Below are 22,463 nucleotides of genomic sequence, written 5' to 3'. Positions count from 1 at the left end.
GGAGTCATTCCCGGCCGCTTTATTTATTCAAATTCAGAATATTGCTTGCTTCTATCGAATGGACTAAGCCCTCCTGATCTCAAGCTTGATATCGGAAAATTCCTTTTGCTCGATGAAGGGTTGACTTCGAAGCCTTCTGCCAGTGGCGGCAAAGATTGCATTGGCAATCGCGCCTCCTGTTGGTGGAAGTGCTGGTTCTCCCAGACCGGTCGGGTCAAATCCTGAGTCTAGAAAATGGGTCTCGATTTCCGGGACTTCCTTAAGTCGGATTAGCCGATAGGAATCGTAGTTTCTCTGTTTCGGAACTCCGTTTTCAAAGGTCAGATTGGTGTACATCGCATGTCCCATTCCATCAACGATTCCGCCCCGCACTTGGTGATTGGCACCGATTGGATTGACCACCATGCCGCAGTCAGTCACTGCAGTGATTTTTTTCAAAACCGGCGTGCCCCCCTGCATCTCGATGTCAGCGACTTGAGCCACGTAGGAACGATGGGAAAAATAGACGCTCAGGCCTTGCTTCACGTTGGGATCTTTTCCCCAATTAGACCTTTCCGCTACCTCTTTGGTCACTGCGATCATTCGGTTGACGTTGTAGTCGGTTTTCCCGATCGGGTTTGCCTTTGCTCTTTCATACAATTCCAAGCGCAGCTGTACCGGATCTTTTCCAGCTTCCAAAGCAACTTCATCCAGAAAGCTCTGCTCAGCATAGGCGAGAAAATTGGTGACCGGCGCTCTCCAAGGGTTGATGGTGATCGGGGTTGTATGAACGACATTTTCAATCAAGACATTTTCGACCGCGCCGCAGGGGAAGTTATTCGGACGCGTTGAGTTAGCCTCGTTCATCCCCACGCCCCTCAGTTTGTAGCCAATCATGTTTCCTTCGGGATCCAAAGCTGCTTCAAAGCGATAGCGCACTGCTGGGCGATAGGCCCCGCCGGTGAGTTCGTCCTCTCTGGTCCAAGTCACCTTGACTGGAGCATTGATAGCTTTGGATACATGAACTGCTTCCTCGGCATAGTCGGCCCGCAGCCTTCTGCCAAATCCTCCGCCCAAGCGCGTGATCTCCACCGTAATATTCTCCTTGGGTATTCCGGTGATTTCTGCTGCGGCTTGCCTTGCCCGATCCGGAGTCTGGGTCGGGCCGATGAGTTCGACTTTATCAGCCTGCACATGGGCAAAGAAGTTTTCCGGCTCCATGGGCGAATGGGCCAGAAATGGACACTGATATTCTGCGACCACGACTTTGGCTGCATTTTTAAATGCCTGTGTCACATCTCCATCACTCCGTTTGACTTCAGCTTTACCATTGGCCATCAGGTCAGCGAAAATCCGATCATGATCTGTTGTGCTTTCCACGAGTCCGTCCGTCTCGTATTCTACCCGAAGCAGTTTTTTGGCTTTCATCAGCGGCCAGGTGGAATCGCCCACGACTGCGACACTCGTACCAAAAGTGACCACGTCAGTTACTCCTGCGACAGCTCTTGCGGCAGCATCATCGACTGATTTGATCTTCATCCCAAACGGCGCCCGCTGAATCATGGCGTGCTTCATTCCTTCCCGGTAAAAGTCCAACCCGTAAAGCGGCTTACCGGTGTACATTTCCTTCGTGTCCACGTTTTTGACCGGCGTGCCGATAATCTTGAAGTCCTTTTTGTCCTTTAAAACCACTTCCTCCGGTGCGGTGATGGTGGCTGCCTCAGCAACAAATTCTCCAAAATGACCGCTCTTGCCGGAGCCTTTGTGGGAAATGATTCCCTTTTCCACAGTGATTTCTCCAGCGGGAACATTCCAGGCTTTGGCTGCCGCCGCCACCAGGACGTATTTGGCCGTAGCGCCGGCTTTTCTCAGGATCTCCCAGCTGTGTGGCATTGCCCCTGAGCCACCTGTAAGCTGCCGATCGTATTTTTCTGTATCCAAATTTGCCTGTACGACTCTAACTCTTTCCCAGTCTGCATCTAGTTCTTCCGCTACCACCATGGGGAATGAAGTCTTGATGTTCTGCCCCAGCTCAGGATTTGGCGAATAGATAACGATGTCGCCACTAGGTGCAATGGACAGGTAGCTGTTGAATGATTTTGCCTGCGCGAGGATTTCCTCGGTGCTGATCACCTCTACTTTGGGTGAATCGCAACTGAACCAATTGAATCCGATGACCAATCCTCCGACGGAAGTTCCGGCGATCTTAAGAAAGTCTCTTCTGCTTGCTTTGACGACTGTGCTCATGGTTATTTGGTTTTGGCTGCTAAGGCGACTGCTTCGCGAATCTTATGATAGGTACCGCAGCGACAAATATTCCTATTCATCGCATTGTCAATTTCTTCCATGGTAGGATTTGGATTTTCCTCCAAAAAAGCGGCAGCTGTCATGATCTGACCAACTTGACAATATCCGCATTGGGCCACATCCACCTCTGCCCATGCTTTTTGCACGGGGTGGTCTGCATCCTCTGAAAGTCCCTCAATGGTCACTACCTCTGCATTGCCTACGCTTGACACAGGAAGGACACAGGAATAGGTAGCGGCACCGTTGACGTGAACTGTGCAGGCACCACACTGGGCTATGCCGCAGGAAAATTTGGTACCGACGAGCCCGAGATGATCCCTGAGGACCCAAAGAAGAGGAGTGTCGTCCGCTACTTCGACGGTGTGGGCTTTTCCGTTGATTTTCAGGTTAAAGTTTGCCATGGGTTATTAATTTTCAGATAGATAATTTAGAGAATAAATCCATCTTTCAAGGCGGATATGCTTTCTATCTGTCAAAGATTATTATGAGTTGCGCTATTCGTCCATGGACAACGGCTCATTGGCGGCGAAAGGGTAAATAGCGGCTTGGTCTTTTGAAGAATACCTGATCAAGTGAGGGCTTCCCGCAGCCAGTCAGGCAAAGCATAAAACTCAGGAGAAAATAGTTGAATGGCAGTTCCGCTTCCGAATAGATCTGCCCAGAGTGGGCAAACAATACCGCGACAGCAAGGGTGACTGCCATCATCCACGCCCCAAACCTGATTCCAAGCAGTATTAAGATCGCAGCAAAGAATTCCGTGATTTGGGAGGTATAGGCCAGTACATCCGGATAGGGCCAGTTTAGGCTTTTCAGAAATTCGGCCAGCTCGGGGACTTTGTCTTGGAAAAGATAGGTACCGCTATGCTTTAGCATCACTGTTCCCAGCCAAGCCCGGGCCAGTAAAATCGCAATGTTTAAATGCCTGATATGATATAGATTAGAAATACTTTTCATAAAAAAAGCCAAGCAATGCAGTTCAATTTCTACGATTTTTAACCATGATCTGCCATTTTCCGCCCTTTTTCTTGAAAATTATTTATTTATCTTCGATCCTTCTGTTTTTTTAACAAAACCCTTGAACCTATGTCCCAAATTATCAAAGCTGCCATCGTGGGTACCGGATTTATCGGACCAGCCCATCTCGAGGCACTTAGAAGGTTGCCCAATGTCGAAGTGGTCGCACTTTGCGAAGTTACCCAGGAACTTGCCAATGAAAAAGCCAAGGCGCTGGGAATTCCAAGAGCGTACTTGTTCGAAGAAATGCTCAAGCAGGACGATATCGACGTCGTACATATCTGTACACCAAATTTCCTGCATTACGCTCAAGCCAAGGCGGTTTTGGAGGCAGACAAACATGTAATCTGCGAAAAGCCCCTAGCTGTCAAAATCCACGAAGCCGAAGAGCTGGTAAAGATCGCCTCTGCCACTGGCCTAGTCAATGCGGTTCACTTCAATCTACGCTATTACCCGATGGTTCGCCAGATGAAAACCATGAGGGAGAAAGGCGAATTGGGCGAGGTATATTCCGTGATGGGGTCTTACCTTCAGGATTGGCTTTACCTCAACACCGACTATAACTGGAGACTGGAACCAGACAAATCCGGAGACTCTAGAGCCATCGCGGATATTGGCTCACACCTCTTGGACATTACGGAGTATGTCACAGGACTGAAGATCACCGAAGTCATGGCCGACTTTTCAACGGTTCACAAAACCAGGTTGAAGCCACTGAAGCCAATCGAAACCTACTCTGGCAAAATGCTGACCATGGACGACTATCAGGAGGTGCCCATCAACACCGAAGACCATGCAACGGTGCTCCTACGCTTTGACAACGGATCCAAAGGTTCCGTCACGGTGTCCCAAGTGGCTGCTGGCCGCAAAAACAGGCTAAACATCGAAATCTCAGGCGCCAAGTCCAATTTTGAATTCAATTCAGAGCGTCCGAATGAGCTGTGGATAGGCAAGCGTGAGAAGGCAAACGAGCAGCTGATGAAGGATCCATCTCTTTTCCACCCCGAAGCCTCGGCTCTGATCAGCTTCCCAGGTGGTCATAATGAAGGGTTTCCAGATACTTCCAAACAGATGTTCAAGGAAGTCTATGCGGCGGTGGCATCCGGGAAACAACCCGAAAATCCCTCCTTCCCTACTTTCGCCAGCGGCTTGCGCGAGTTGATCATAGGCGAGCGGATCGTAGAAAGCAATAAAAAACAAGCCTGGGTAGAAATCTAAACCTGAGCGAAAAGCCTTTTCAGATTAATTTTTGGAAAGGCTTTTTTATTGTTTATAACCTTATAATCTTAAAGTCAGTTTTAAGAAAAGGATTAAATCAATTATTACTAATTTACCTTTAACAAACCCATTAAAACAATGAATTTCAGAAAAGCACTCTTTTCAGTGGCGCTTACCGCATTCGCGGTAGTCGCAGGATTTGCGCAGGAAAAGGCAAGTCCAGCCCAAACAGCAGAGGGGACCGTCGCCGGTTCCAAGATCACGATCAACTACTCCTCTCCGGCCGTGAAGGGCCGGGTCATCTGGGGAGATCTGGTTCCACTGGGCCAAGTATGGAGAGCCGGAGCCAACGAAGCGACCACCTTCACCACGACTAAGGATATCACCGTGGAGGGCCAGAAGCTTCCCGCCGGCACCTACAGCTTCTTTATCATCCCCAACGAAGGCCAATCTACTTTCATTTTCAACAAAGTCGCCAAGCAGTGGGGAGCGTTTGACTATGATGCTGCGCAAGACCAATTGCGGGTAAATGTGCCTTCAGGCGAGAGCGGAACTATGGAAGAGCGTCTGGTTTATGAAGTGAAACCTGACGGGTTTGAAGTTCGCTGGGAATACGGCAAGGCCTTCGCCAAGATCGGTTCCTGATCCAAGTCTGCCAAAAACATAGACACCCGCTAAGAGATTGGCGGGTGTTTTTTTGCCCAGCATGTGGAAGTATCGAAGGTATTTAAGCGGGTTTGTCTGCAGCGCCCTTACTAAAAAAATTGAATCCCGTCTATTCCATATTTCCGACTGCCTATGTAAAGCCGTACTTTTGCACTGATGCCCGATTTCAATCCCTTTTCCTTCGATCTTCCTGTAGCGGAGATCATCCCCCAAGTCCAGTCTCAACTCGCCAAAGCCAATAGCGTGATCATCCAAGCGCCGCCGGGTGCGGGAAAGAGTACGCTTTTACCCTTGGCGCTGCTGGACGAGCCGTGGATAGCAGGCAAGAAGATCATCATGCTGGAGCCCCGTCGTTTGGCGACCAAAAGCATCGCTCAGCGCATGGCCAACATGCTGGGGGAAAATACCGGCGAAACCGTCGGCTATCGTATCCGCTTTGAGTCTGCCATCTCGGCCAAGACAAGGCTTGAGGTCATCACAGAGGGGATTTTGACACGAATGATGCACTCGGACAATGAGCTGCAGGACGTGGGGCTAGTCATCTTTGACGAGTTTCACGAGCGAAACCTCCATGCGGAGGTCGCATTGGCGCTGTGCCGGGAAGTCCAGCAAGTCCTGCGTCCGGACCTCCGTATCCTACTGATGTCAGCCACCATCGACACCGCTGAGCTCTCTTCCTTGCTCGGTTCCAAAGTGATCCAAAGCCAAGGCCGCCAGTTTCCTGTGGAAGTGAATTACCTCGGAGAAGCCGACGAATATTCGATTGGTGAGGATACAGCCCGACAGATCATTCCGCTGACCAAGAAGCATAAAGGTGACTTTCTCGTGTTCTTACCAGGACAGGGAGAAATCAAGAAGGCCGAAGAAATTCTGCGCAGAGCACTCCCCGACGACGTAGTAGTGCCTTTGTATGGGCAACTTTCTCCTTCAGAGCAAAACAGGGCTATTCTTCCCCACCCATCCGGGAGACGGAAAGTCGTCCTTTCCACGGATATAGCCGAGACCTCGCTGACCATCGAAGGGGTGAAAGTTGTTGTGGATTCCGGCTTTGCCAAGTCGAATCGATTTGATGCCAGATCTGGTCTTTCACGATTGGTATTACACCGCATCAGTCAAGATTCCGCAGATCAGCGAAGCGGTCGCGCCGGGCGACTGACTGCGGGTCATTCCTATCGGCTTTGGACAAAAGCCACTCAGGCCCAGTTAGCTGAGTTCAGAACGCCCGAATTAATGGAAGCAGATCTGACAGGATTAGTGCTGGATATGAAGGCTTGGGGAAAAGACGACACTCGCTCCATGACTTGGCTGACTCCTCCTCCTGCCGGGACGTTGGCACTGTCAGAAAAGACGCTAGAATCCATCGAAGCCCTTGAAGATGGAAAACTAACAGCTCACGGAAGGGAAATACATGAATTGCCTTGCCATCCCCGGATTGCCCATATGCTGCTCTATGCAAAAAAAGCCAGGCAACTCGGCTTGGCCACCGACATAGCGGCAATTTTGGAGGAAAGGGATCCCCTGCCCGCTGATGCGGGTGTCGACCTCAATTTGAGAGTTGAGGCGCTCAGAAGATTTCGCAGCCGCGGAGCCTCCATCGCCAAAATCAAAAAGATCGAGAAAATAGCCGCACAATACCGACGGATGTTTGGGGTTGACCCGCAAAACGATCCGGTTGACCCATGGCAAACGGGTTTACTGCTGGCCTATGCGTATCCGGAGCGTATCGCTGCTGCGAGACCAGGCAACAATGCGCAGTTTCAGCTATCCAATGGCAAAATCGCACAGATTGGCCACCGGGACGATCTGGCGCACGAATCTTGGCTAGCCGTGGCTCATGTGGATGCAAGGGAAGGAATGGGAAAAATCTGGCTCGCAGCCCCTATCAATCCCAAGGATTTGGCGCCTATGCTCAAGTCTAGGGACGTTTTGGAGTGGGATCGAAAGAAAGGCGGCTTGATCGCACACTCGGAGATCCGAATCGGAGCAATTATTTTGGGAAAAAGACCTTCCACAAATTTTGACAAAAGCCAAGCTACTCAGGCGATATTGGATGCGATCCAAGAGGAAGGCGAATTGCTCTTGGACTTTAATGAAGATGTCCTCCAATTGATCTATCGAGTTCAGTCGCTCCGCACATGGAATCCTGGGCAAGATTGGCCGCAATGGTCGGAGCGCATACTCTGCGAAAGCGCGTCGGACTGGCTCAATCCCTACCTGCAAAACATTAGCAAAAATGAGGATCTCCAAAAACTGGATCTCAGCCAAATCCTGCTCCACAGCCTTCCTTTTGACCAGCAAAACAAACTGGATGAGCTTGCTCCACAAAAGCTTCAGGTTCCCTCGGGAAGCCAGATCAAGATCGAATACCGCGAAGATGGGGAGACTCCTCGCCTGTCGGTACGTCTTCAGGAGCTATTTGGTCTACTCGAAACTCCAACGGTAAACGGTGGCAAGATCGCCGTTTTGATCGAAATGCTTTCACCAGGCTATAAACCAGTGCAGCTTACACAAGACCTCAAGAGCTTCTGGACTAATGGCTATTTCGAAGTGAAGAAAGAACTAAAGCGCCGCTATCCAAAACATGAGTGGCCGGAAGACCCTATTAGTGCCGAGGCGGTCAGGGGCGTAAAGCGTCGGTTATGATTCGGAATCTGGGCGCAATCAAACTTCGAGATGATCCAGGTAATTCAACAGTTGAAGAAAAGAAGCAATCGTAAAAGGCGTCATTTCACGTTGTTTGATCTGCTCCAAATAGAACGCCCTTAAAATGGGATAGTCTGCCGCATTGTACAACTTGGCAAGCGTGGCACCACGAAAGGAATTGTAAACAAAGTTGTGGGTCTTAAATCCCTGATCCTTCTGCAGGGCAAACTCATTCTCAAGGTTTTTCGGATCGATCATCTTATCCATCCAAGGAAATCCCTCCGACACAAAAAACTTCTCGGCGGCACCTATGGCATCTGCCAGTATGCTATCGCTTTTGACATCAAATCTATTTGGAATATTGCCACTGATTCCGTCCGGAGTTTGGATCAGGGTAATCGAACGTTCTGAGTATCCTTTCAGTGTAGGCAGAAATCTATGGATGATTTTTTCGACCGCGTCTATCCGTACTCCGAAACTGTATTCCAAATACGCTTGGTCTGAATTTTCAGTGTAATGGACAAAAATGACCTGCTGGCCTTGGGGGAAAGGTTTGTAAAAGAGCAAATGAGTTGAGTGAAATTGAAACTCAAAATCCTCAAAAAACTCATGGTGCAACTCAATTACCTCCAACTTCTTCATGCCTTTTTAACTGCTTAGAAATGAATTTGTTGTGTTTGCTCTCGGAAAATAATTCCTCAGTTTTTACTACAGCGCGGAAGTGTTCGGAAAGAAATAAAGGAAATGTTGACAAAATCCCCATCTCCTTTCCAAATATCAAGACCTCCTTGGTTTTCTGCTATTCAAAAAGTTCCTTCATCTCCTTCAGCATAGGCTCCACTTCAGACTTTTTTAACTGTAGGCTTCCCTCGTCCTCTGGATTATGAATGTAGTGGTTCCAGTGTTTCTCCGCCTTGCGTATCGTCCGGGGAGTAATATCAAACTCCACCTCATCGAGATAGTCTTTCGCAAGCGTAGAAGCTTTGAAGTTACCAAAAAGGTACACGCGGAAAATATCCACAAAACTATTGCTGAGCTCAAATTCCTCTAAAATCTGGACGAAAGCACCTTGGACGGATTTGTTTTTTTTGTCAAAAATAGCTCCGAAGATCGCCTCCAGCGCCTCTTCCTGATAGGGAGTTTTGGACAGTGCGCGACAGGCCAGGTAAGCTATCTCCCAAGAGTCGCCTTTGACAAGCTGGATGAGCTGGTCTTTCGTCACTTCATCGGCCATCCCGCCCAATTTGTCGGCGAAGTAATACGCCTCTGACTCTTTGGGGTCGCACATTTTGTCAAAAAGCTTCTGAATTTCTTCCTGCATGATTTTTTGATTTCTTTGCGCAAAGATAGCCAATTGTTTTGCCACTGAAATGAATATTCCCCAAGCACGAGAGATCAATCGAGACCGGGCAGAAAGCCTGCTGGCTATGGCGGCGGGGAAGGGTTTTTCTCAATCCTACCTAGCCATGAAACATCAGCTGATCATCGAAGGCGCTGACGGATGGCTAGCCAAGATCTATCTTCCACTGACACAAAACTGGCTGGGTGCAGAGGGGTTCAGCGAAAAGTCCGATTCCCATTTCTCACTGGTTTTGATCCGTGCGGGACAGGCAGCCGTAGGATATTTTCATCAGGGAGCACTGCTCGACCACAAGGTGCTCAGAGCCTATATGGTACGACAAAAACAGGGATTCTCACAAATTAAACACTTGAAAACTAAGGGAAAATCCCGTGCTGGCTCCCGCATCAGATTAGCAGAGACGCAGCGGTTTTTTGAAGAAATCAATGAACGATTGAATTCCTATGCCGAAAGGTTTCCGATGGACTTTTGGGGGATCAGCTGCGCAAAGACCATGTGGCCTTTTTACTTTGATTCGTCAATTCCCCCTCCCTTTTCCCAGAAAGACCAAAACCTGCTGGAGCTGCCAATGCATATTTCCCAAGCCTCTTATGAGGAATTGGTTTCTGCTGGGGCTTTACTCGGAAAGTTTCACCTTCTTCTTTCGGGTCGGGGAAAAGCGGTTTTTGGAGATGATTTGGACAAGGTATCGGACATTGAAGATGAAGACAACTGGTAGGGGATTAAGCACTCATTTACTATTTGTCTGTCCACAGGAAAAAATTAAAGCCCCGAGGAATCGGGGCTTTGGTCACTAGTGGTCGGTAAGAAATCAGATTGTAGTCGTGCTTCCCATGTTGGGAAAATGGTTGGAAATCATAGCCAAGGTCTCATGGGCCATTTTGACGTTGTATTCATAGGCCAGGCTCTTGTAGTTGACAAGATCGACGATTGTACCGATGAAGCACAAACCCACAGTCAGGATATACAGGATTCCCAGTCCAATCTGCCCCAAGATGAAACGATGCAGGCCGGCGAATCCAAAGAACCCGATCAGGGTCAGAATCAGTATCATTTGTGCGTCCTTTCTTCTGGCGCGATACACCTGCGCAAATAGTGACGCTTGGTCTTCATCCATGCTTTTCATCAATCCCTGGATGTAGCCCAGTTCCATTCCTTCCAGTTCTGGAAGGTGTCTCAATACATTAGCCATAATTGTGTGTTGTTTTAAGGTTTTTGACAAGTCTCCAAATCCTGTGGAAAATCACTGCATAGGCCAGAATGGCGAGTGGATGCATGGACCAAGAAGCCTTGAAATCTCCGTGCGCCAGGAGATTCATCGACCTGCCCAATCCACATCCGGGACACCACTCGAAGCCGAGCTGACTGAGCGGGCAAAGGCTCAGATGGCTGCCAGAATGTGGGTCAAGGATCAGGATAGCAATCAAGCTCCCTATCCAAAACAACAGCTCCAACGGTAGCCGACTCAAGTATGCAGCGATTTGCTTCATGGCTCTCAAAGTACGAAAAAGGTGCCAGCTGCCAAACATGGCCCAAATCGCGTGATTTAAGGGTTGGAGGAAAAAGCTTGGGTGAATAACGAACAAAAATGTGTCCGTATCTGAACAAGATTTTCGGGTTTTATGACCTCCGATTTATCGAGGGTCGGTCTTCTGTACTTTTGTCAGGGGCTCAAGTTTCTCCAACAAGCAAATCATAAAATCAGTTTTACCACGCCATTATTGGCTTCATTTTGTATTTTGGACGCCTTAGAAAGTCCCCATATGAATAGATTCCAGTCCGTGTTGCTTCTCTTGTTTTTCTTTGAAGTCCAAATATCTGTCGCTCAGGGCGGTTTTGACCTTTGGGTGGTGGACACAGAGGGAACAGGTGGAAATCTGCACCTATTGCCTCAAACTGCGAAGCCTCTAACCGATCGGCCTGAGTACGACAATCAACCCAGCTTTATCAATGATTCAGAATTGGTTTTCTCCGCCGCTGATGACAAAGGCAACAGTGACATCATTCTTTACAGCTTCCGAACGGGAAACTTCACCAACTTTTCCAAGACTTCGGACAGAAGCGAATTTTCCCCTGCCCTCACTGACTGTAAACAGTATATTTCTGCGGTGGTGATGGAACCGGATAGCACCCAGCGTCTTTGGCTGTATCCAGTTTCCGGCGAACCTGCAGAGTTACTTTACGACGATATTGCTCCGGTCGGCTACTACGATTGGTATGACAATAAGGCTGCAATGTTCGTTTTGGGGGACCCTAATAGGCTTGTATATGCTTGGGGCAAAGGAAACGTCGAGGAAATCGCCCCTTGGGTAGGGCGCGCCATCAAGCGGAGACCAAAGACCTCGGAAATCAGCTTTGTCGATATGGGCAATCAGAAAACAGATCCTGCCGGTGAGATCAACAAGATCTCCTCCTATGATTTCAAAAAAAGAAAGTACCATGACTTGGGAAATACGCTAGCTGGCTCACAGGATTTTATCTGGCTGGACAAAAATCATCTCCTCATGGCACGTGGAAATGAGATATTCGTCAAAAAAGCATCAGAGCCAAACTGGACATCAATTGGAGCTATCGCTTCAGACAGCCACCATACTATCAGCAGAATGGCTTACAGCCAAGATTTGAATAAGCTTGTTTTCGTAATGCAACGCAATTAACCCCTAACCTATGAACAAACCCTCCAAAACTGCCCTCGCCTTATCGGCACTGCTATTCGCGGCTTCTTCTCTCTTCGCCCAGATCGAAGACAAAAAAGGGATCGTCGCCAAGGGCGCAGAGCTTGTCAAAGTCCAGGATGGATTTAGTTTCACCGAAGGACCCGCCATCAATCGAATGGGAGACGTCTTTTTCACTGACCAGCCAAATGACAAGATTTATCGCTGGAATTCCAACAGTAACCAGATTACGCTGTTCAAAGAAGGTGCCGGTCGATCCAACGGTTTGTATTTCCAGCTGGACGGCACCTTGATCGCTGCAGCCGACTTGAACAATGAACTCTGGGAAATCGACCAAAATACCGGAGAAGGGAAGGTGATCGTGTCTTCTTTCAGAGGGAAAAAACTAAATGGGCCGAACGACGTTTGGGTCAGGCCCAAGGGTGGTTTGTACTTCACCGACCCACTGTATCCAAGGGATTATTGGGAGGGAATACGTGGTAAGGAAGCCGAACAAGATGGTAAACATGTGTATTTCCTATCTGCAGATCGTACGGAGCTTTTCCGAGTAGCGGAGGACCTAACCCAGCCCAATGGCATCGTCGGCACTCCCGACGGAAAGACGCTCTATGTGGCGGATATCGGGGCCAAAAAGACCTGGAAGTATGACATCCAAGAAGATGGCTATCTGACCAACAAGACGCTTTTCTGCGAAATGGGATCAGACGGAATGACGATAGACGAGCGCGGAAATCTATATCTGACGGGAAATGGCGTCACAGTCTTTGACAAAAGCGGTGAGCAGATCGCCCATATCCCCGTACCCGAAAACTGGACGGCAAATGTCTGCTTTGGCGCTCTAGATCGAAAAACCTTGTTCATCACAGCCATGGGGTCGGTCTACACACTAAAGATGAAATACAGAGGAGTCTGGTAAATTGACACTACAAACCCAGCGTTCGACTTTGGCAGATATCTATCCAGTCAAAAGTGACTCGGGACTATCACCAATTAAAAAATCCCGCAAGATCGCTGAGACATGTTCTCAAAAGATCCTGCGGGATTTTCGTTTGTTTTTACTCCAGTCGTCCTAGATGCAATTCCCGTCCACATCACAGCTTTCGCCGGACTCCGTTCCTGCCATAGTAAGAATTGGATTTTCTTTGGTATATTCTGCCCAGGCCTTTTCCAGAGTTTGATCAAACACCTCGTCTGCCTGCGCTCCCGAGATGCCAAATTTCCTATCCAAAACAAAGAAAGGAACTCCCCTTACTCCTAGTTGTCTGGATTCATAGATATCTTGATCTACAGTATCTTCATAGGAGTCTGATTCAAGCATAGCTTTGATTTTATCCTTGGCCAAGCCTATCTCACTTCCGAGAGAAATAAGCGTATCGGGATCATCCAGGTTTTTCCCTTCGGAAAAATAGGCCTTGAGTAGACGCTCTTTCATTTCACCTCCCCTGCCCTCATTTTTGGCCAAATGGATCAAGCGATGGGCGTTTTTTGTGTTGGCGACTACGGCCTTGTCAAAGTTGAAGTCCAAGCCCTGTCCTGCTGCCATATTTACGACGTTTGCAGTGATCTCCCGAGTCTGCTCCATAGACCAGCCTTTAGAATGTGATAGATGCTCCAGCGTACTGATATTGGGATTGGTCTTCTGACCCGGGTTGAGCTGAAAGCTCTTCCACTCGATTTCCACCTTTTCCTTGTGGGGAAATTTGTCGAGCGCTTTTTCCAGTTTCCTTTTTCCGATGTAACAGAACGGACAAACGACGTCCGACCAGATTTCGATTTTCATGGATTGGTTGATTTGATTATCTTCCAAATCATTTGTGTGCCCAAAGAGTTCACTCAAGCCATGAAAACGAAAGAATGCCCGTCCTGTGCTATGCAGGTAGATGCGAGAGTCAAAGTTTGTCCTATTTGCCAGTTTGAGTTTCCCCAACGGGCGGCCTGGATCACATGGACCGCGGTTCTACTTGCACTCGTTTGGCTGCTTTCCTACTTGATCTAATACCTGACCTTAACATGAAAAAACGAACTTTCCTTAAATCACTGGCTGTCGCCGGCTTTGGCACCACGCTGATACCCCAAAAGTCCAATGCTTTTTCTTTAAACAATATTGATTTTTCAGCGGATGATTTTTGGGCCCAACTCAGGAAAGGATACCGACTCAATCCGGATTATATCAATTTGGAAAATGGAAACTACTGTTTTCTCCCAGAAGAAACCCTGGAAAAGTATATGAACCACATCCGGGAGATCAACTATCAAGCCGCTTACTACATGCGTACTGTGCAGTTCGAAAACAAAGCCAAATCTGCCGCCGCCGTCGCCGAATTACTCGGAGTATCTGCCGAAGAAGTGATTTTGACCCGGAATACAACGGAGTCATTGGATCTGATTATCTCTGGCTACCCTTGGACCGCAGGCGATCAGGCAATCTACGCCAATCAAGACTATGGAACGATGCAGACAATGTTTGAGCTGGCATCTAGACGATGGGGAATCAAGACCGTGAAGGTAGATATCCCCACTCATCCAGGCAGCGATGAGGAAATCGTGGAAGTGTATCGAAGGGCAATCACTCCCAAGACCAAGCTGATGATGGTGCCGCACATCGTGAATATCACCGGCCAAATCCTGCCAGTACGAAAGATAGCGGATATGGCCCACGAGCATGGCGTGGAGATCATGCTAGACGGAGCCCACGCGGTTGGCCAGTTTACCTTTGATCTCCATGAGCTGGACTGTGACTACTATGGCAGCAGCCTTCACAAATGGTTAAGCGTACCCTTGGGTTGCGGGATGCTTTTCGTGAAAAAGGAGAAAATCACAAAGATTCAGCCTCTCTTGGCGCCTGGAAATTTGGAACTCAAAACCATCGCCTATCTCAATCAGATCGGAACCCATCCGGTGCACACGGATTTGACGGTAATTGATGCGATTGAATTCCACAACCGTATCGGGGGAAAAAGGAAAGAAGACCGTCTACGATATCTGCAAAAATACTGGTCTGACCAGGTAAGAAACCACCCCGGTATTAGTGTGAATACCCCTGTGGAAGCGGAGCGGTGCTGTGGGATAGGCAATGTATGGGTCGAGAAAATGACGCCCGCAGATATGGGAAAGGTGCTTTTTGAGAAGTATAAAATCTACACTGCTCCGATAGACGGCGCCGGAATCAAAGGATGCAGAATCTGTCCAAACGTCTTTACTTCCACCGCCGAGTTGGATCAGTTGGTAAATGCCCTGAAGGAGATGGCTGCGTGATGTTTTGGAGAAATGGCGGCTGTTTTAAAAGGTTGTTTGGAAAAGGTAAAAATCCAGCAATCTTTTGACAATGGATAATTGATCATGGCTCTGTAATTTTTTGGTATTTTTCTTGCAATTAATTTTTCAACAAACAACATTTGCACCCTCAAAAGCATGATTTACTCCAAAGACATAGCATCCTATTCGGCTCCGGCATTCGGCTGGTTGATGGCGTGCATTGCTATGCCTTATTTTTCTCCTTCGAGGAGGAACAGGTTCACTTTTAGGGTTTGACCCTATGACATTTACTGTTTTCCCACTTGGAAAACACCCCTCGCCTAATCCCGTAAGTAAATTTCAACCCAAGTACTGGTCCTTCTGGACGGTTCAATTCATGTCTTATCCATGGAAGAAGTATCTTTCAAAATCATAGTAGCTGATCCCTCCCACAAGATCTACTCGACCCAAATCACCGAGGAAATGGAAAGTTCCGCCAAAGCCCGCGGGACTGGCATTGCCAAGCGGAGTCCTGCCTATATCGAAACCAAGATGGAGGAAGGCAAGGCAGTAATTGCTTTGACGACAGACGGCAGATGGGCAGGCTTTTGCTACATAGAAGCCTGGGGACACGGCAAGTATGTCGCCAACTCCGGCTTGATCGTCTCCCCAGAATTCAGAAAGTACGGTCTTGCCCGAAAAATCAAGCAGGAGATTTTCAAGCTCAGCCGCAAAAAATACCCCGATTCCAAAATCTTCGGTCTGACGACGGGTGCGGCGGTCATGAAGATCAACTCTGAATTGGGCTATATTCCAGTGTCCTATGCTGACCTTACTGATGATGAGGAGTTTTGGAAGGGCTGCCAAAGCTGTGTGAACTACGATATCCTGATGTCTAAAAATCGGCAGAATTGTATCTGTACTGCCATGCTTTATGACCCGCAGGCCAAAAAGAACCACACGGAAGAATTAGCTTTGAGAGATGATTTCAAGAAAGAACTCAAGCTGTTTGACCGCTGGGTCAGATTGAAAAAATATGTCATGCTCAAGCTGACCAAGTCAAAGGATTCGGTCAAAAGCATTTTCCTTTAACCATTTTCCCCAGGGAAACCAACCTGTTTAGACATTATGAAAAAAGTTGTATTGGCTTACAGCGGTGGCTTGGACACCACCTTTTGTGCACTTCATTTGACCAAAGATCTCGGCTACGAGGTTCATGCGGTAATTGTGAACACCGGAGGTTTTTCCAAGGAAGAGCTTACCACGATTGAAGCTCGGGCAAACACGCTGGGCGTAGCCTCTTTCAAGATTCTCGAAGTTCTCGACACCTACTACCAAGAAGTGATCAAGTATCTCGTTTTTGGAAATGTGCTGAAAAACGCCACCTATCCCCTGTCTGTGTCAGCAGAACGGATTCTACAGGCCAAGTCTTTGGCGGAATACGCGAAGTCTATCGGAGCCAAAGCGGTGGCTCACGGATCCACCGGTGCTGGAAACGATCAGGTTCGTTTTGATATGATCTTCCAAACCATTGTGCCGGATATCGAGATCATCACTCCTATCCGTGACCTGAAGCTTTCCCGACAGGAAGAAATCGAATACCTGAAAAAACACGGTGTCGAAATGAACTTCGAGAAGGCGGCGTATTCTATCAACAAGGGAATTTGGGGAACTTCCGTTGGAGGGAAAGAGACCCTGACCTCTTCGGAATTTCTTCCAGAGGAAGCTTGGCCGACCCAAGTAACAGAGACCGAACCTAAAGAGATCAAATTGACTTTTGTTCAGGGAGAACTGAAAGGCGTAGATGGAGAGTCTTTTGACAATCCAGTCGATGCGATACAAAAGGTGCAGGCACTCGCCGCTCCCTACGGGATAGGCCGAGACATTCACGTAGGCGATACCATCATTGGAATCAAAGGCCGTGTAGGCTTTGAGGCCGCAGCGCCGATTGTGATCATCAAAGCCCATCAATTGCTCGAGAAACACACGCTGACCAAGTGGCAGATGTTTTGGAAAAACCAACAGGCTGAGTTCTATGGAAATCACCTTCATGAAGGCCATTACCTCGATCCGGTCATGCGAAATATGGAGGCTTTCCTAGCAAGCACTCAGGAGTTTGTCAGCGGCGATGTTCGCGTATTACTCCAACCTTACCGCTTCACCCTGTTGGGAATTATCTCTGACCACGACCTAATGTCCTCCAAGTTTGGAAGCTACGGAGAAATGAACAAAGGCTACACCGGAGAAGATGTGAAAGGCTTTACCCGAATCCTCGGAAACCAAACGGCTATCTTCCATAAAGTAAACAGCAATGACTAAGATCAAAACTGCAGTCATCGGCGCAGCAGGATATACCGGAGGCGAATTGCTCCGACTCTTGGTCCACCACCCCGCCTGTGAGCTGGTTTGCGTACATTCCAATAGTCAAAAAGGTAAAAAGGTAAGTGAAGTCCACCCAGACTTGATCGGTGATTGTGATTTGGTCTTTACCGATGAAGTGCCGTCACAAGGGGTCGATGCGGTTTTCTTGGGCTTGCCTCACGGAGAAACAAAGGGCTTTTTGGAGGCTCATCCTTTCGCTCCTGAAACAGTCATTATCGATCTTTCGACTGATTTCAGAAATGAATCCAACGGATTTATATACGGCTTACCCGAGGTCAACAAGGGGAAAATCAAGTCGGCCAAGAAAATAGCAAATCCGGGATGCTTTGCCACCGGGATCCAGCTGGCTTTGGCACCTGCGATCTCAAAGGGCTGGGCCAAAGACGCAGTCCATATTTCCGGTATTACCGGTTCAACGGGCGCTGGAAAAAAACTTGCCGAGACTTCCCATTTTAGCTATCGAACGGGGAACATGTCTGTTTACAAGCTGTTTACCCATCAGCACTTAAAGGAAATCAAGCAGACATTCAAGCAATTGAACACAGATTTCAATTCTGAATTGCTTTTCGTCCCCTATCGAGGCAACTTCTCGAGAGGTATTTGGGTGACTGCTTATTTTTCTTTCGAAGGCACCCAATCTGAAGCACGGGATGCTTACAAGGAGTTTTATCAGGATGCTCCCTTTACGCACGTTTCGGACCAGGACATTGACCTTAAGCAGGCGGTGAATACCAATAAATGCATCATTCACGTGCAAAAGGAAGCTGGCCAGTTGGTCGTTTACTCGGCTATTGACAATCTGCTGAAAGGCGCCTCTGGACAGGCGGTACAGAACTACAACATTGCTTTTGGGCTGGAAGAGAGGATGGGGCTGAATCTCAAAAGCATTGCTTTTTGATCTAAGATTCAGCCAAGTGATTCCGCTTTTTTTAAAACTATTTTCATCAAAAAGGGCGACAAGGGATCCGATGGGTCTCTGAACCTCCCTTTCAAACAGCACCTCAACATGAATTTATTCGACGTATATCCCCTGATTCCGGTCACATTGACAAAAGCCCAAGGCTGCAAGCTTTGGGACGAAAACGGGACGGAATACTTGGACCTCTACGGAGGCCATGCAGTGATCTCCATCGGTCATACCCATCCCCACTATGTCAAGCGTATCAAAGATCAGCTTGATCTGATGGGCTTCTACTCCAACTCGATTCATATCCCTATCCAACGGGAGTTTGCCACAAAACTGGGCGAATTGTCGGGACTGCCGGACTATCAGCTTTTCTTGGTCAACTCAGGAGCCGAAGCCAATGAAAACGCCATCAAAATGGCATCTTTTGCCACCGGAAAATCGGGCTTCATTGCTTTCAGTGGCGGATTCCACGGCAGAACTTCCGGAGCGGTAGCGTTGACCGACAATTCCAAGATCGTAGCGCCCTGCAACGCTCGGGAGGATTTCCACATTGTTCCCTTTGGCGATCTGGACGCGGTAGAAGAGGTCTTGAAGTCCAATGCCATCGCAGGCGTCATCATCGAGGGAATTCAGGGAGTTGGCGGAATCCATATGCCCTCCGAGGACTTTCTTCGCGGACTTTCCTCCCTTTGCAAAAAATATGAAGCCAAATTGATCTTGGATGAGGTGCAATCTGGCTACGGCCGCACGGGAAAGTTTTTTGCTTTCCAATGGGCCGGAATCCAGCCGGACCTGATCTCTATGGCCAAAGGGATGGGCAACGGTTTTCCAATTGGAGGGTTGTTGATTTCGTCTGAGTTTCAAGCTTCCTATGGCTTGCTCGGAACTACCTTTGGGGGCAACCACCTGGCCTGCGCAGCTGGATTGGCTGTTTTGGAAGTGATGGAGGGTGAAAATTTGCAAGCGAAAGCCAACGAGCTGGGGGAGAAAATGATGGAGCAACTCAAGAATATTCCAGGAGTCGTGGACGTACGCGGTAAGGGTTTGATGATCGGCATCGACCTCGACCGGGATGCAGGACCCGTCCGCTCCGAGCTCGTGAAAAAATATAAGCAGTTCACTGGCTCGGCGTCCGCCAAGCAGACCATTCGCCTGCTTCCGCCTTTGTCCGTCGAGTGGAATGAGCTAAATTCGTTTTTGAACGCTCTCAGAGAAATTCTAGCCACCGACTGATAGATGAAGCATTTCACACAATTTGAATCCAAAGAGCTGGGTCAGGAACTGATTGACCTAGCTCTTTCCTATAAAGCCAATCCCCGACTCGACCTGGCCAAAGGGCAGGGCAAACGGGTGGGCTGTATTTTTTTGAACCCTTCCCTCAGAACGAGGGTGAGCACGCAAATTGCCGCGCAAAATCTGGGTATGGAAGCCATTGTCCTAAATATGGACAAGGAAGGCTGGGCTCTGGAGATGAAAGAAGGAGCCGTGATGAACAAGGGTACTGTGGAACACATCAAAGACGCTGCTGGAGTTCTAGGCACCTATTTTGACATCTTGGCTATCCGCGCGTTCCCCTCTTTGACTCACAAAGAGGAAGACGTTACCGACTTTATCTTTGGCCAATTCGTCAAATACAGCGGTATTCCGGTAGTCTCCCTAGAGTCAGCGACGCGGCATCCCCTGCAAAGTCTAGCCGATCAGATCACGATCCAAGAACATTTGGAAGCAAAAAAGAAACCCAAAGTAGTCCTCGCTTGGGGGCCACATATCAAGGCAATTCCCCATGCTGTGGCCAATAGTTTTGCCGAATGGACACTCGGAATGGGACATGAGTTGACCATCACGCATCCTGCGGGATACGAGCTGGATGAGCAGTTCACCAAGGGTGCCACCATCGAGTACAATCAAGCTGAAGCGCTGAGAGATGCTGATTTTGTGTATGTTAAAAATTGGTCTGGATTCAATGACTACGGAAAAATCATCAGCACCGACCCGAGCTGGATGCTGACAGAAAAACACTTTAAGCACGCCAAGAGTGCCAAAGTCATGCATTGCCTGCCGGTGAGGAGAAATCTGGAGCTTTCCGACGAAATCTTGGATGGGGCACGTTCTTTGGTACAAAAGCAGGCAGAGAACCGAATCTATGCGGCGCAAGCGGTGATCAGCACCATTTTGGGCTAGTTCTTTTTAAGCGATCAAACCTATGAAGATTTCAATCATCAAAATTGGGGGGAATGTCATTGACTTTCCAGAAAAGCTGGATGAATTCCTTACGCTTTTTTCCAAATTCCCCGGAAACAAAATCCTGGTCCACGGAGGTGGAGTGATGGCTTCAAGATTTGGGGAATCCCTCGGAGTGATGCCTGAGATGGTCGACGGGCGCCGGATTACCGACAAGGACACCCTCGACATCGTCACCATGGTCTATGCCGGACTGATCAACAAAAATATTGTCGCCAAGCTCCAGGCACTAAAAGTCAACGCCATAGGCATGACCGGTGCCGATGGCAATCTTATCCGTTCCATCAAGCGACCTGTCAAAGGAATCGACTATGGCTTTGTCGGAGATATCCAGGAGATCAACACCAAACTGATCGATGCGCTACTGCAAGCTGGCCTGCAACCAGTCGTCAATGCGATCACACACGACAAAAAAGGACAATTACTCAACACCAATGCCGATTCCATCGCCTCTGCCCTAGCCACCACTTTGGCTGCGGAGCACCAGGTCAATTTGTATTTTTGCTTCAATAAGGCTGGCGTGTTGGTAGACGAGAAAAACGACAATTCGATCATACCTTTGATCAACGAGGATATCTATACGGAGCTCCGAAAGGAGAACGTGATCCACTCTGGCATGATCCCCAAACTGGACAATGCCTTCGCCGCTTTGGAAAAAGGGGTAAACCATGTCTGGATAGGGAAGGCCGAAAACCTTCTTTTGGCGGCGAAAGGAAAACTCTCCGGCACCACCATCGAGCGCAACCGATTTGATTTATACTAATGGAAAAAACCAACCCACTTTTTGACGAAGCAGTTCAGCTGCTTAAAGATCTGATTGCTATTCCCTCTTTCTCGAAAGAGGAAAACAAAACGGCGGATTTGATTGAAGCTTTTTTGACCCAAAAGAACATACAAGTAAATCGCTCAGGCAACAATGTCTGGGCTTTTGCCAGCGAGTACAATCCGGTTTTGCCGACGGTTTGGCTCAATTCCCATCATGACACAGTCAAGCCTAACCACGGCTACACAAAGGACCCTTTTACCGCAAGCGTTGAAAACGGGAAGCTTTTCGGCCTGGGCAGCAACGATGCGGGCGGACCCTTGGTCAGCTTAATCGCCACATTCTGCCATTTCATTGGCAAAAATCTCCCATTCAATCTTCTTTTGATCGCTTCGGCGGAAGAGGAAATCTCAGGTGCAAATGGGATATCCTCCCTGATCGCCCAGCTCCCGGAGGCGGAAATCGCCATCGTGGGAGAGCCGACCCAAATGCGAGTCGCCGTTGCCGAAAAAGGCTTGCTGGTGATCGACGCCAAGGTACACGGCAAGGCTGGGCATGCTGCCAGGGAAGAAGGAGTAAATGCCATCTACCTCGCTATGGACGACCTGGACGAGATCAGAAATTTTGAGTTTTTCAAATCCTCCCCCTTTTTGGGAAGGACGAAAGTCACCGCCACCGTGATCAAAGCTGGACACCAACATAATGTGATTCCCGATCTTTGCGAATACACCTTGGATGTCAGGGTGACTGATGCCTACACGCTGGAAGAAGCGTTTGCGGAACTGCAGCGGAATCTGAAAGCCGATTTGACGCCCCGATCCATGCGGCTCCAGTCCTCCCATCTCCCAGACGGCCACCTGATGTACCGGGTGGCGGCAAAGTTGGAGCTCGAAAAATTTGGCAGCCCTACCCTTTCCGACCAGGCGCTCATTCCTTGGCCTTCCGTCAAGATTGGGCCAGGCGACTCCGCTCGCTCCCATACAGCCGACGAATACATTTTGATCGAGGAAATCAAAAGCGGAATCCAAGGCTACATCTCAATCATAAACAAATACGCTGAACTCAGCTAAAGAA

At 48.6% G+C, this 22,463-nt stretch carries 22 protein-coding genes; 14 read left to right on the top strand and 8 right to left on the bottom strand.

The window, feature by feature from the left end; translation table 11 throughout:
• Positions 1-63: 63 nt before the first annotated feature.
• The 3 genes from J0A67_RS07630 to J0A67_RS07620 all read right to left on the bottom strand — a co-directional run bounded on the left by J0A67_RS07630 (position 64) and on the right by J0A67_RS07620 (position 3,240).
• Complete coding sequence (locus J0A67_RS07630) at positions 64-2,226, bottom strand: xanthine dehydrogenase family protein molybdopterin-binding subunit (RefSeq protein ID WP_206568724.1); 2,163 nt, start codon at positions 2,224-2,226, stop codon at positions 64-66.
• A gap of 2 nt (positions 2,227-2,228) precedes the next feature.
• Positions 2,229-2,687, bottom strand: a complete 459-nt coding sequence (locus J0A67_RS07625) for a (2Fe-2S)-binding protein (protein WP_206568723.1) — start codon at positions 2,685-2,687, stop codon at positions 2,229-2,231.
• Positions 2,688-2,802: 115 nt separating this feature from the next.
• Complete coding sequence (locus J0A67_RS07620; protein WP_206568722.1) at positions 2,803-3,240, bottom strand: DoxX family protein; 438 nt, start codon at positions 3,238-3,240, stop codon at positions 2,803-2,805.
• Positions 3,241-3,369: 129 nt separating this feature from the next.
• Here J0A67_RS07620 and J0A67_RS07615 point away from each other — a divergent pair, with 129 nt between their 5' ends.
• The 3 genes from J0A67_RS07615 (at position 3,370) to hrpB (ending at position 7,827) form a co-directional block, all read left to right on the top strand.
• Positions 3,370-4,518: a Gfo/Idh/MocA family protein gene (locus J0A67_RS07615; RefSeq protein WP_206568721.1), complete on the top strand. Its 1,149-nt coding sequence runs from the start codon at positions 3,370-3,372 to the stop codon at positions 4,516-4,518.
• 138 nt (positions 4,519-4,656) lie between these two features.
• Positions 4,657-5,163 carry a DUF2911 domain-containing protein gene (locus J0A67_RS07610; RefSeq protein WP_206568720.1) on the top strand — a complete coding sequence of 169 codons (507 nt, stop codon included), beginning with the start codon at positions 4,657-4,659 and terminating at the stop codon, positions 5,161-5,163.
• A 177-nt stretch (positions 5,164-5,340) separates the two neighbouring features.
• The gene (gene hrpB / locus J0A67_RS07605; protein WP_206568719.1) at positions 5,341-7,827 is read left to right on the top strand and encodes an ATP-dependent helicase HrpB; all 2,487 of its coding nucleotides are present in this window, start codon (positions 5,341-5,343) and stop codon (positions 7,825-7,827) included.
• 18 nt (positions 7,828-7,845) lie between these two features.
• On the opposite strand, the gene J0A67_RS07600 is transcribed toward hrpB, so the two are convergent.
• Together J0A67_RS07600 and J0A67_RS07595 are read right to left on the bottom strand one after the other, a co-directional pair.
• Positions 7,846-8,469 (bottom strand): hypothetical protein, encoded by a 624-nt coding sequence (locus J0A67_RS07600; protein WP_206568718.1) that lies wholly within the window; start codon positions 8,467-8,469, stop codon positions 7,846-7,848.
• 157 nt (positions 8,470-8,626) lie between these two features.
• Entirely contained in the window at positions 8,627-9,148 is a 522-nt protein-coding gene (locus J0A67_RS07595) for a HEAT repeat domain-containing protein (RefSeq protein WP_206568717.1), read from the bottom strand.
• Between the two features lie 49 nt (positions 9,149-9,197).
• Between J0A67_RS07595 and J0A67_RS07590 the strand changes: the two genes are divergently transcribed.
• Positions 9,198-9,905, top strand: a complete 708-nt coding sequence (locus J0A67_RS07590) for a VLRF1 family release factor (RefSeq protein WP_206568716.1) — start codon at positions 9,198-9,200, stop codon at positions 9,903-9,905.
• Between the two features lie 93 nt (positions 9,906-9,998).
• Here J0A67_RS07590 and J0A67_RS07585 read toward each other — a convergent pair whose 3' ends face one another.
• Together J0A67_RS07585 and J0A67_RS23055 are read right to left on the bottom strand one after the other, a co-directional pair.
• On the bottom strand, positions 9,999-10,379 hold the full coding sequence (locus tag J0A67_RS07585) for a TM2 domain-containing protein (protein ID WP_206568715.1): 381 nt from the start codon (positions 10,377-10,379) through the stop codon (positions 9,999-10,001).
• A complete protein-coding gene (locus tag J0A67_RS23055) occupies positions 10,372-10,506 on the bottom strand; it encodes a DUF2752 domain-containing protein (protein WP_241265159.1) in 135 nt (44 codons plus the stop codon). Before J0A67_RS23055 ends, J0A67_RS07585 begins: the two co-directional genes overlap by 8 nt.
• Positions 10,507-10,950: 444 nt before the next feature.
• Here J0A67_RS23055 and J0A67_RS07575 point away from each other — a divergent pair, with 444 nt between their 5' ends.
• Both J0A67_RS07575 and J0A67_RS07570 read left to right on the top strand, forming a co-directional pair.
• Entirely contained in the window at positions 10,951-11,844 is an 894-nt protein-coding gene (locus J0A67_RS07575) for a TolB-like translocation protein (protein ID WP_206568713.1), read from the top strand.
• Between the two features lie 10 nt (positions 11,845-11,854).
• Positions 11,855-12,778: an SMP-30/gluconolactonase/LRE family protein gene (locus J0A67_RS07570; protein ID WP_206568712.1), complete on the top strand. Its 924-nt coding sequence runs from the start codon at positions 11,855-11,857 to the stop codon at positions 12,776-12,778.
• 153 nt (positions 12,779-12,931) lie between these two features.
• Here J0A67_RS07570 and J0A67_RS07565 read toward each other — a convergent pair whose 3' ends face one another.
• Entirely contained in the window at positions 12,932-13,642 is a 711-nt protein-coding gene (locus J0A67_RS07565) for a DsbA family oxidoreductase (protein WP_206568711.1), read from the bottom strand.
• A gap of 230 nt (positions 13,643-13,872) precedes the next feature.
• Here J0A67_RS07565 and J0A67_RS07560 point away from each other — a divergent pair, with 230 nt between their 5' ends.
• From J0A67_RS07560 to J0A67_RS07525, 8 genes are all read left to right on the top strand, one after another.
• Positions 13,873-15,117: an aminotransferase class V-fold PLP-dependent enzyme gene (locus J0A67_RS07560; RefSeq protein ID WP_206568710.1), complete on the top strand. Its 1,245-nt coding sequence runs from the start codon at positions 13,873-13,875 to the stop codon at positions 15,115-15,117.
• A 387-nt stretch (positions 15,118-15,504) separates the two neighbouring features.
• Positions 15,505-16,188, top strand: a complete 684-nt coding sequence (locus tag J0A67_RS07555; protein WP_206568709.1) for a GNAT family N-acetyltransferase — start codon at positions 15,505-15,507, stop codon at positions 16,186-16,188.
• Positions 16,189-16,224: 36 nt separating this feature from the next.
• On the top strand, positions 16,225-17,415 hold the full coding sequence (locus J0A67_RS07550) for an argininosuccinate synthase (RefSeq protein WP_206568708.1): 1,191 nt from the start codon (positions 16,225-16,227) through the stop codon (positions 17,413-17,415).
• Complete coding sequence (argC, locus tag J0A67_RS07545; protein ID WP_206568707.1) at positions 17,408-18,376, top strand: N-acetyl-gamma-glutamyl-phosphate reductase; 969 nt, start codon at positions 17,408-17,410, stop codon at positions 18,374-18,376. Before J0A67_RS07550 ends, argC begins: the two co-directional genes overlap by 8 nt.
• Before the next feature lie 108 nt (positions 18,377-18,484).
• Positions 18,485-19,618 (top strand): aspartate aminotransferase family protein, encoded by a 1,134-nt coding sequence (locus tag J0A67_RS07540; protein ID WP_206568706.1) that lies wholly within the window; start codon positions 18,485-18,487, stop codon positions 19,616-19,618.
• Between the two features lie 3 nt (positions 19,619-19,621).
• The gene (locus J0A67_RS07535) at positions 19,622-20,566 is read left to right on the top strand and encodes a Rossmann-fold NAD(P)-binding domain-containing protein (protein WP_206568705.1); all 945 of its coding nucleotides are present in this window, start codon (positions 19,622-19,624) and stop codon (positions 20,564-20,566) included.
• A gap of 22 nt (positions 20,567-20,588) precedes the next feature.
• Positions 20,589-21,389 (top strand): acetylglutamate kinase, encoded by an 801-nt coding sequence (gene argB / locus J0A67_RS07530; RefSeq protein ID WP_206568704.1) that lies wholly within the window; start codon positions 20,589-20,591, stop codon positions 21,387-21,389.
• Positions 21,389-22,459 (top strand): M20 family metallo-hydrolase, encoded by a 1,071-nt coding sequence (locus tag J0A67_RS07525; RefSeq protein WP_206568703.1) that lies wholly within the window; start codon positions 21,389-21,391, stop codon positions 22,457-22,459. Before argB ends, J0A67_RS07525 begins: the two co-directional genes overlap by 1 nt.
• The last annotated feature ends 4 nt before the right edge of the window (positions 22,460-22,463 follow it).

The sequence above is a fragment of the Algoriphagus aestuariicola genome, from assembly GCF_017254835.1.
Taxonomy (GTDB): Bacteria; Bacteroidota; Bacteroidia; order Cytophagales; family Cyclobacteriaceae; genus Algoriphagus; species Algoriphagus aestuariicola.
Note: the sequence above shows the minus strand (reverse complement) of the source record. Positions and strands in the feature narration are given on the sequence as shown.

Excerpts from the sequence above, each read along its gene's own strand:
- J0A67_RS07525 (WP_206568703.1), top strand. The coding sequence starts at position 21,389 with ATGGAAAAAACCAACCCACTTTTTGACGAAGCAGTTCAGCTGCTTAAA.
- J0A67_RS07595 (WP_206568717.1), bottom strand. The coding sequence starts at position 9,148 with ATGCAGGAAGAAATTCAGAAGCTTTTTGACAAAATGTGCGACCCCAAA.
- J0A67_RS07555 (WP_206568709.1), top strand. The coding sequence starts at position 15,505 with ATGGAAGAAGTATCTTTCAAAATCATAGTAGCTGATCCCTCCCACAAG.
- J0A67_RS23055 (WP_241265159.1), bottom strand. The coding sequence starts at position 10,506 with ATGAATCTCCTGGCGCACGGAGATTTCAAGGCTTCTTGGTCCATGCAT.
- J0A67_RS07540 (WP_206568706.1), top strand. The coding sequence starts at position 18,485 with ATGAATTTATTCGACGTATATCCCCTGATTCCGGTCACATTGACAAAA.
- hrpB (WP_206568719.1), top strand. The coding sequence starts at position 5,341 with ATGCCCGATTTCAATCCCTTTTCCTTCGATCTTCCTGTAGCGGAGATC.
- argB (WP_206568704.1), top strand. The coding sequence starts at position 20,589 with ATGAAGATTTCAATCATCAAAATTGGGGGGAATGTCATTGACTTTCCA.
- J0A67_RS07535 (WP_206568705.1), top strand. The coding sequence starts at position 19,622 with ATGAAGCATTTCACACAATTTGAATCCAAAGAGCTGGGTCAGGAACTG.
- J0A67_RS07620 (WP_206568722.1), bottom strand. The coding sequence starts at position 3,240 with ATGAAAAGTATTTCTAATCTATATCATATCAGGCATTTAAACATTGCG.
- J0A67_RS07600 (WP_206568718.1), bottom strand. The coding sequence starts at position 8,469 with ATGAAGAAGTTGGAGGTAATTGAGTTGCACCATGAGTTTTTTGAGGAT.
- J0A67_RS07625 (WP_206568723.1), bottom strand. The coding sequence starts at position 2,687 with ATGGCAAACTTTAACCTGAAAATCAACGGAAAAGCCCACACCGTCGAA.
- J0A67_RS07630 (WP_206568724.1), bottom strand. The coding sequence starts at position 2,226 with ATGAGCACAGTCGTCAAAGCAAGCAGAAGAGACTTTCTTAAGATCGCC.
- J0A67_RS07585 (WP_206568715.1), bottom strand. The coding sequence starts at position 10,379 with ATGGCTAATGTATTGAGACACCTTCCAGAACTGGAAGGAATGGAACTG.
- J0A67_RS07575 (WP_206568713.1), top strand. The coding sequence starts at position 10,951 with ATGAATAGATTCCAGTCCGTGTTGCTTCTCTTGTTTTTCTTTGAAGTC.
- J0A67_RS07610 (WP_206568720.1), top strand. The coding sequence starts at position 4,657 with ATGAATTTCAGAAAAGCACTCTTTTCAGTGGCGCTTACCGCATTCGCG.
- J0A67_RS07570 (WP_206568712.1), top strand. The coding sequence starts at position 11,855 with ATGAACAAACCCTCCAAAACTGCCCTCGCCTTATCGGCACTGCTATTC.
- J0A67_RS07615 (WP_206568721.1), top strand. The coding sequence starts at position 3,370 with ATGTCCCAAATTATCAAAGCTGCCATCGTGGGTACCGGATTTATCGGA.
- argC (WP_206568707.1), top strand. The coding sequence starts at position 17,408 with ATGACTAAGATCAAAACTGCAGTCATCGGCGCAGCAGGATATACCGGA.
- J0A67_RS07590 (WP_206568716.1), top strand. The coding sequence starts at position 9,198 with ATGAATATTCCCCAAGCACGAGAGATCAATCGAGACCGGGCAGAAAGC.
- J0A67_RS07565 (WP_206568711.1), bottom strand. The coding sequence starts at position 13,642 with ATGAAAATCGAAATCTGGTCGGACGTCGTTTGTCCGTTCTGTTACATC.
- J0A67_RS07550 (WP_206568708.1), top strand. The coding sequence starts at position 16,225 with ATGAAAAAAGTTGTATTGGCTTACAGCGGTGGCTTGGACACCACCTTT.
- J0A67_RS07560 (WP_206568710.1), top strand. The coding sequence starts at position 13,873 with ATGAAAAAACGAACTTTCCTTAAATCACTGGCTGTCGCCGGCTTTGGC.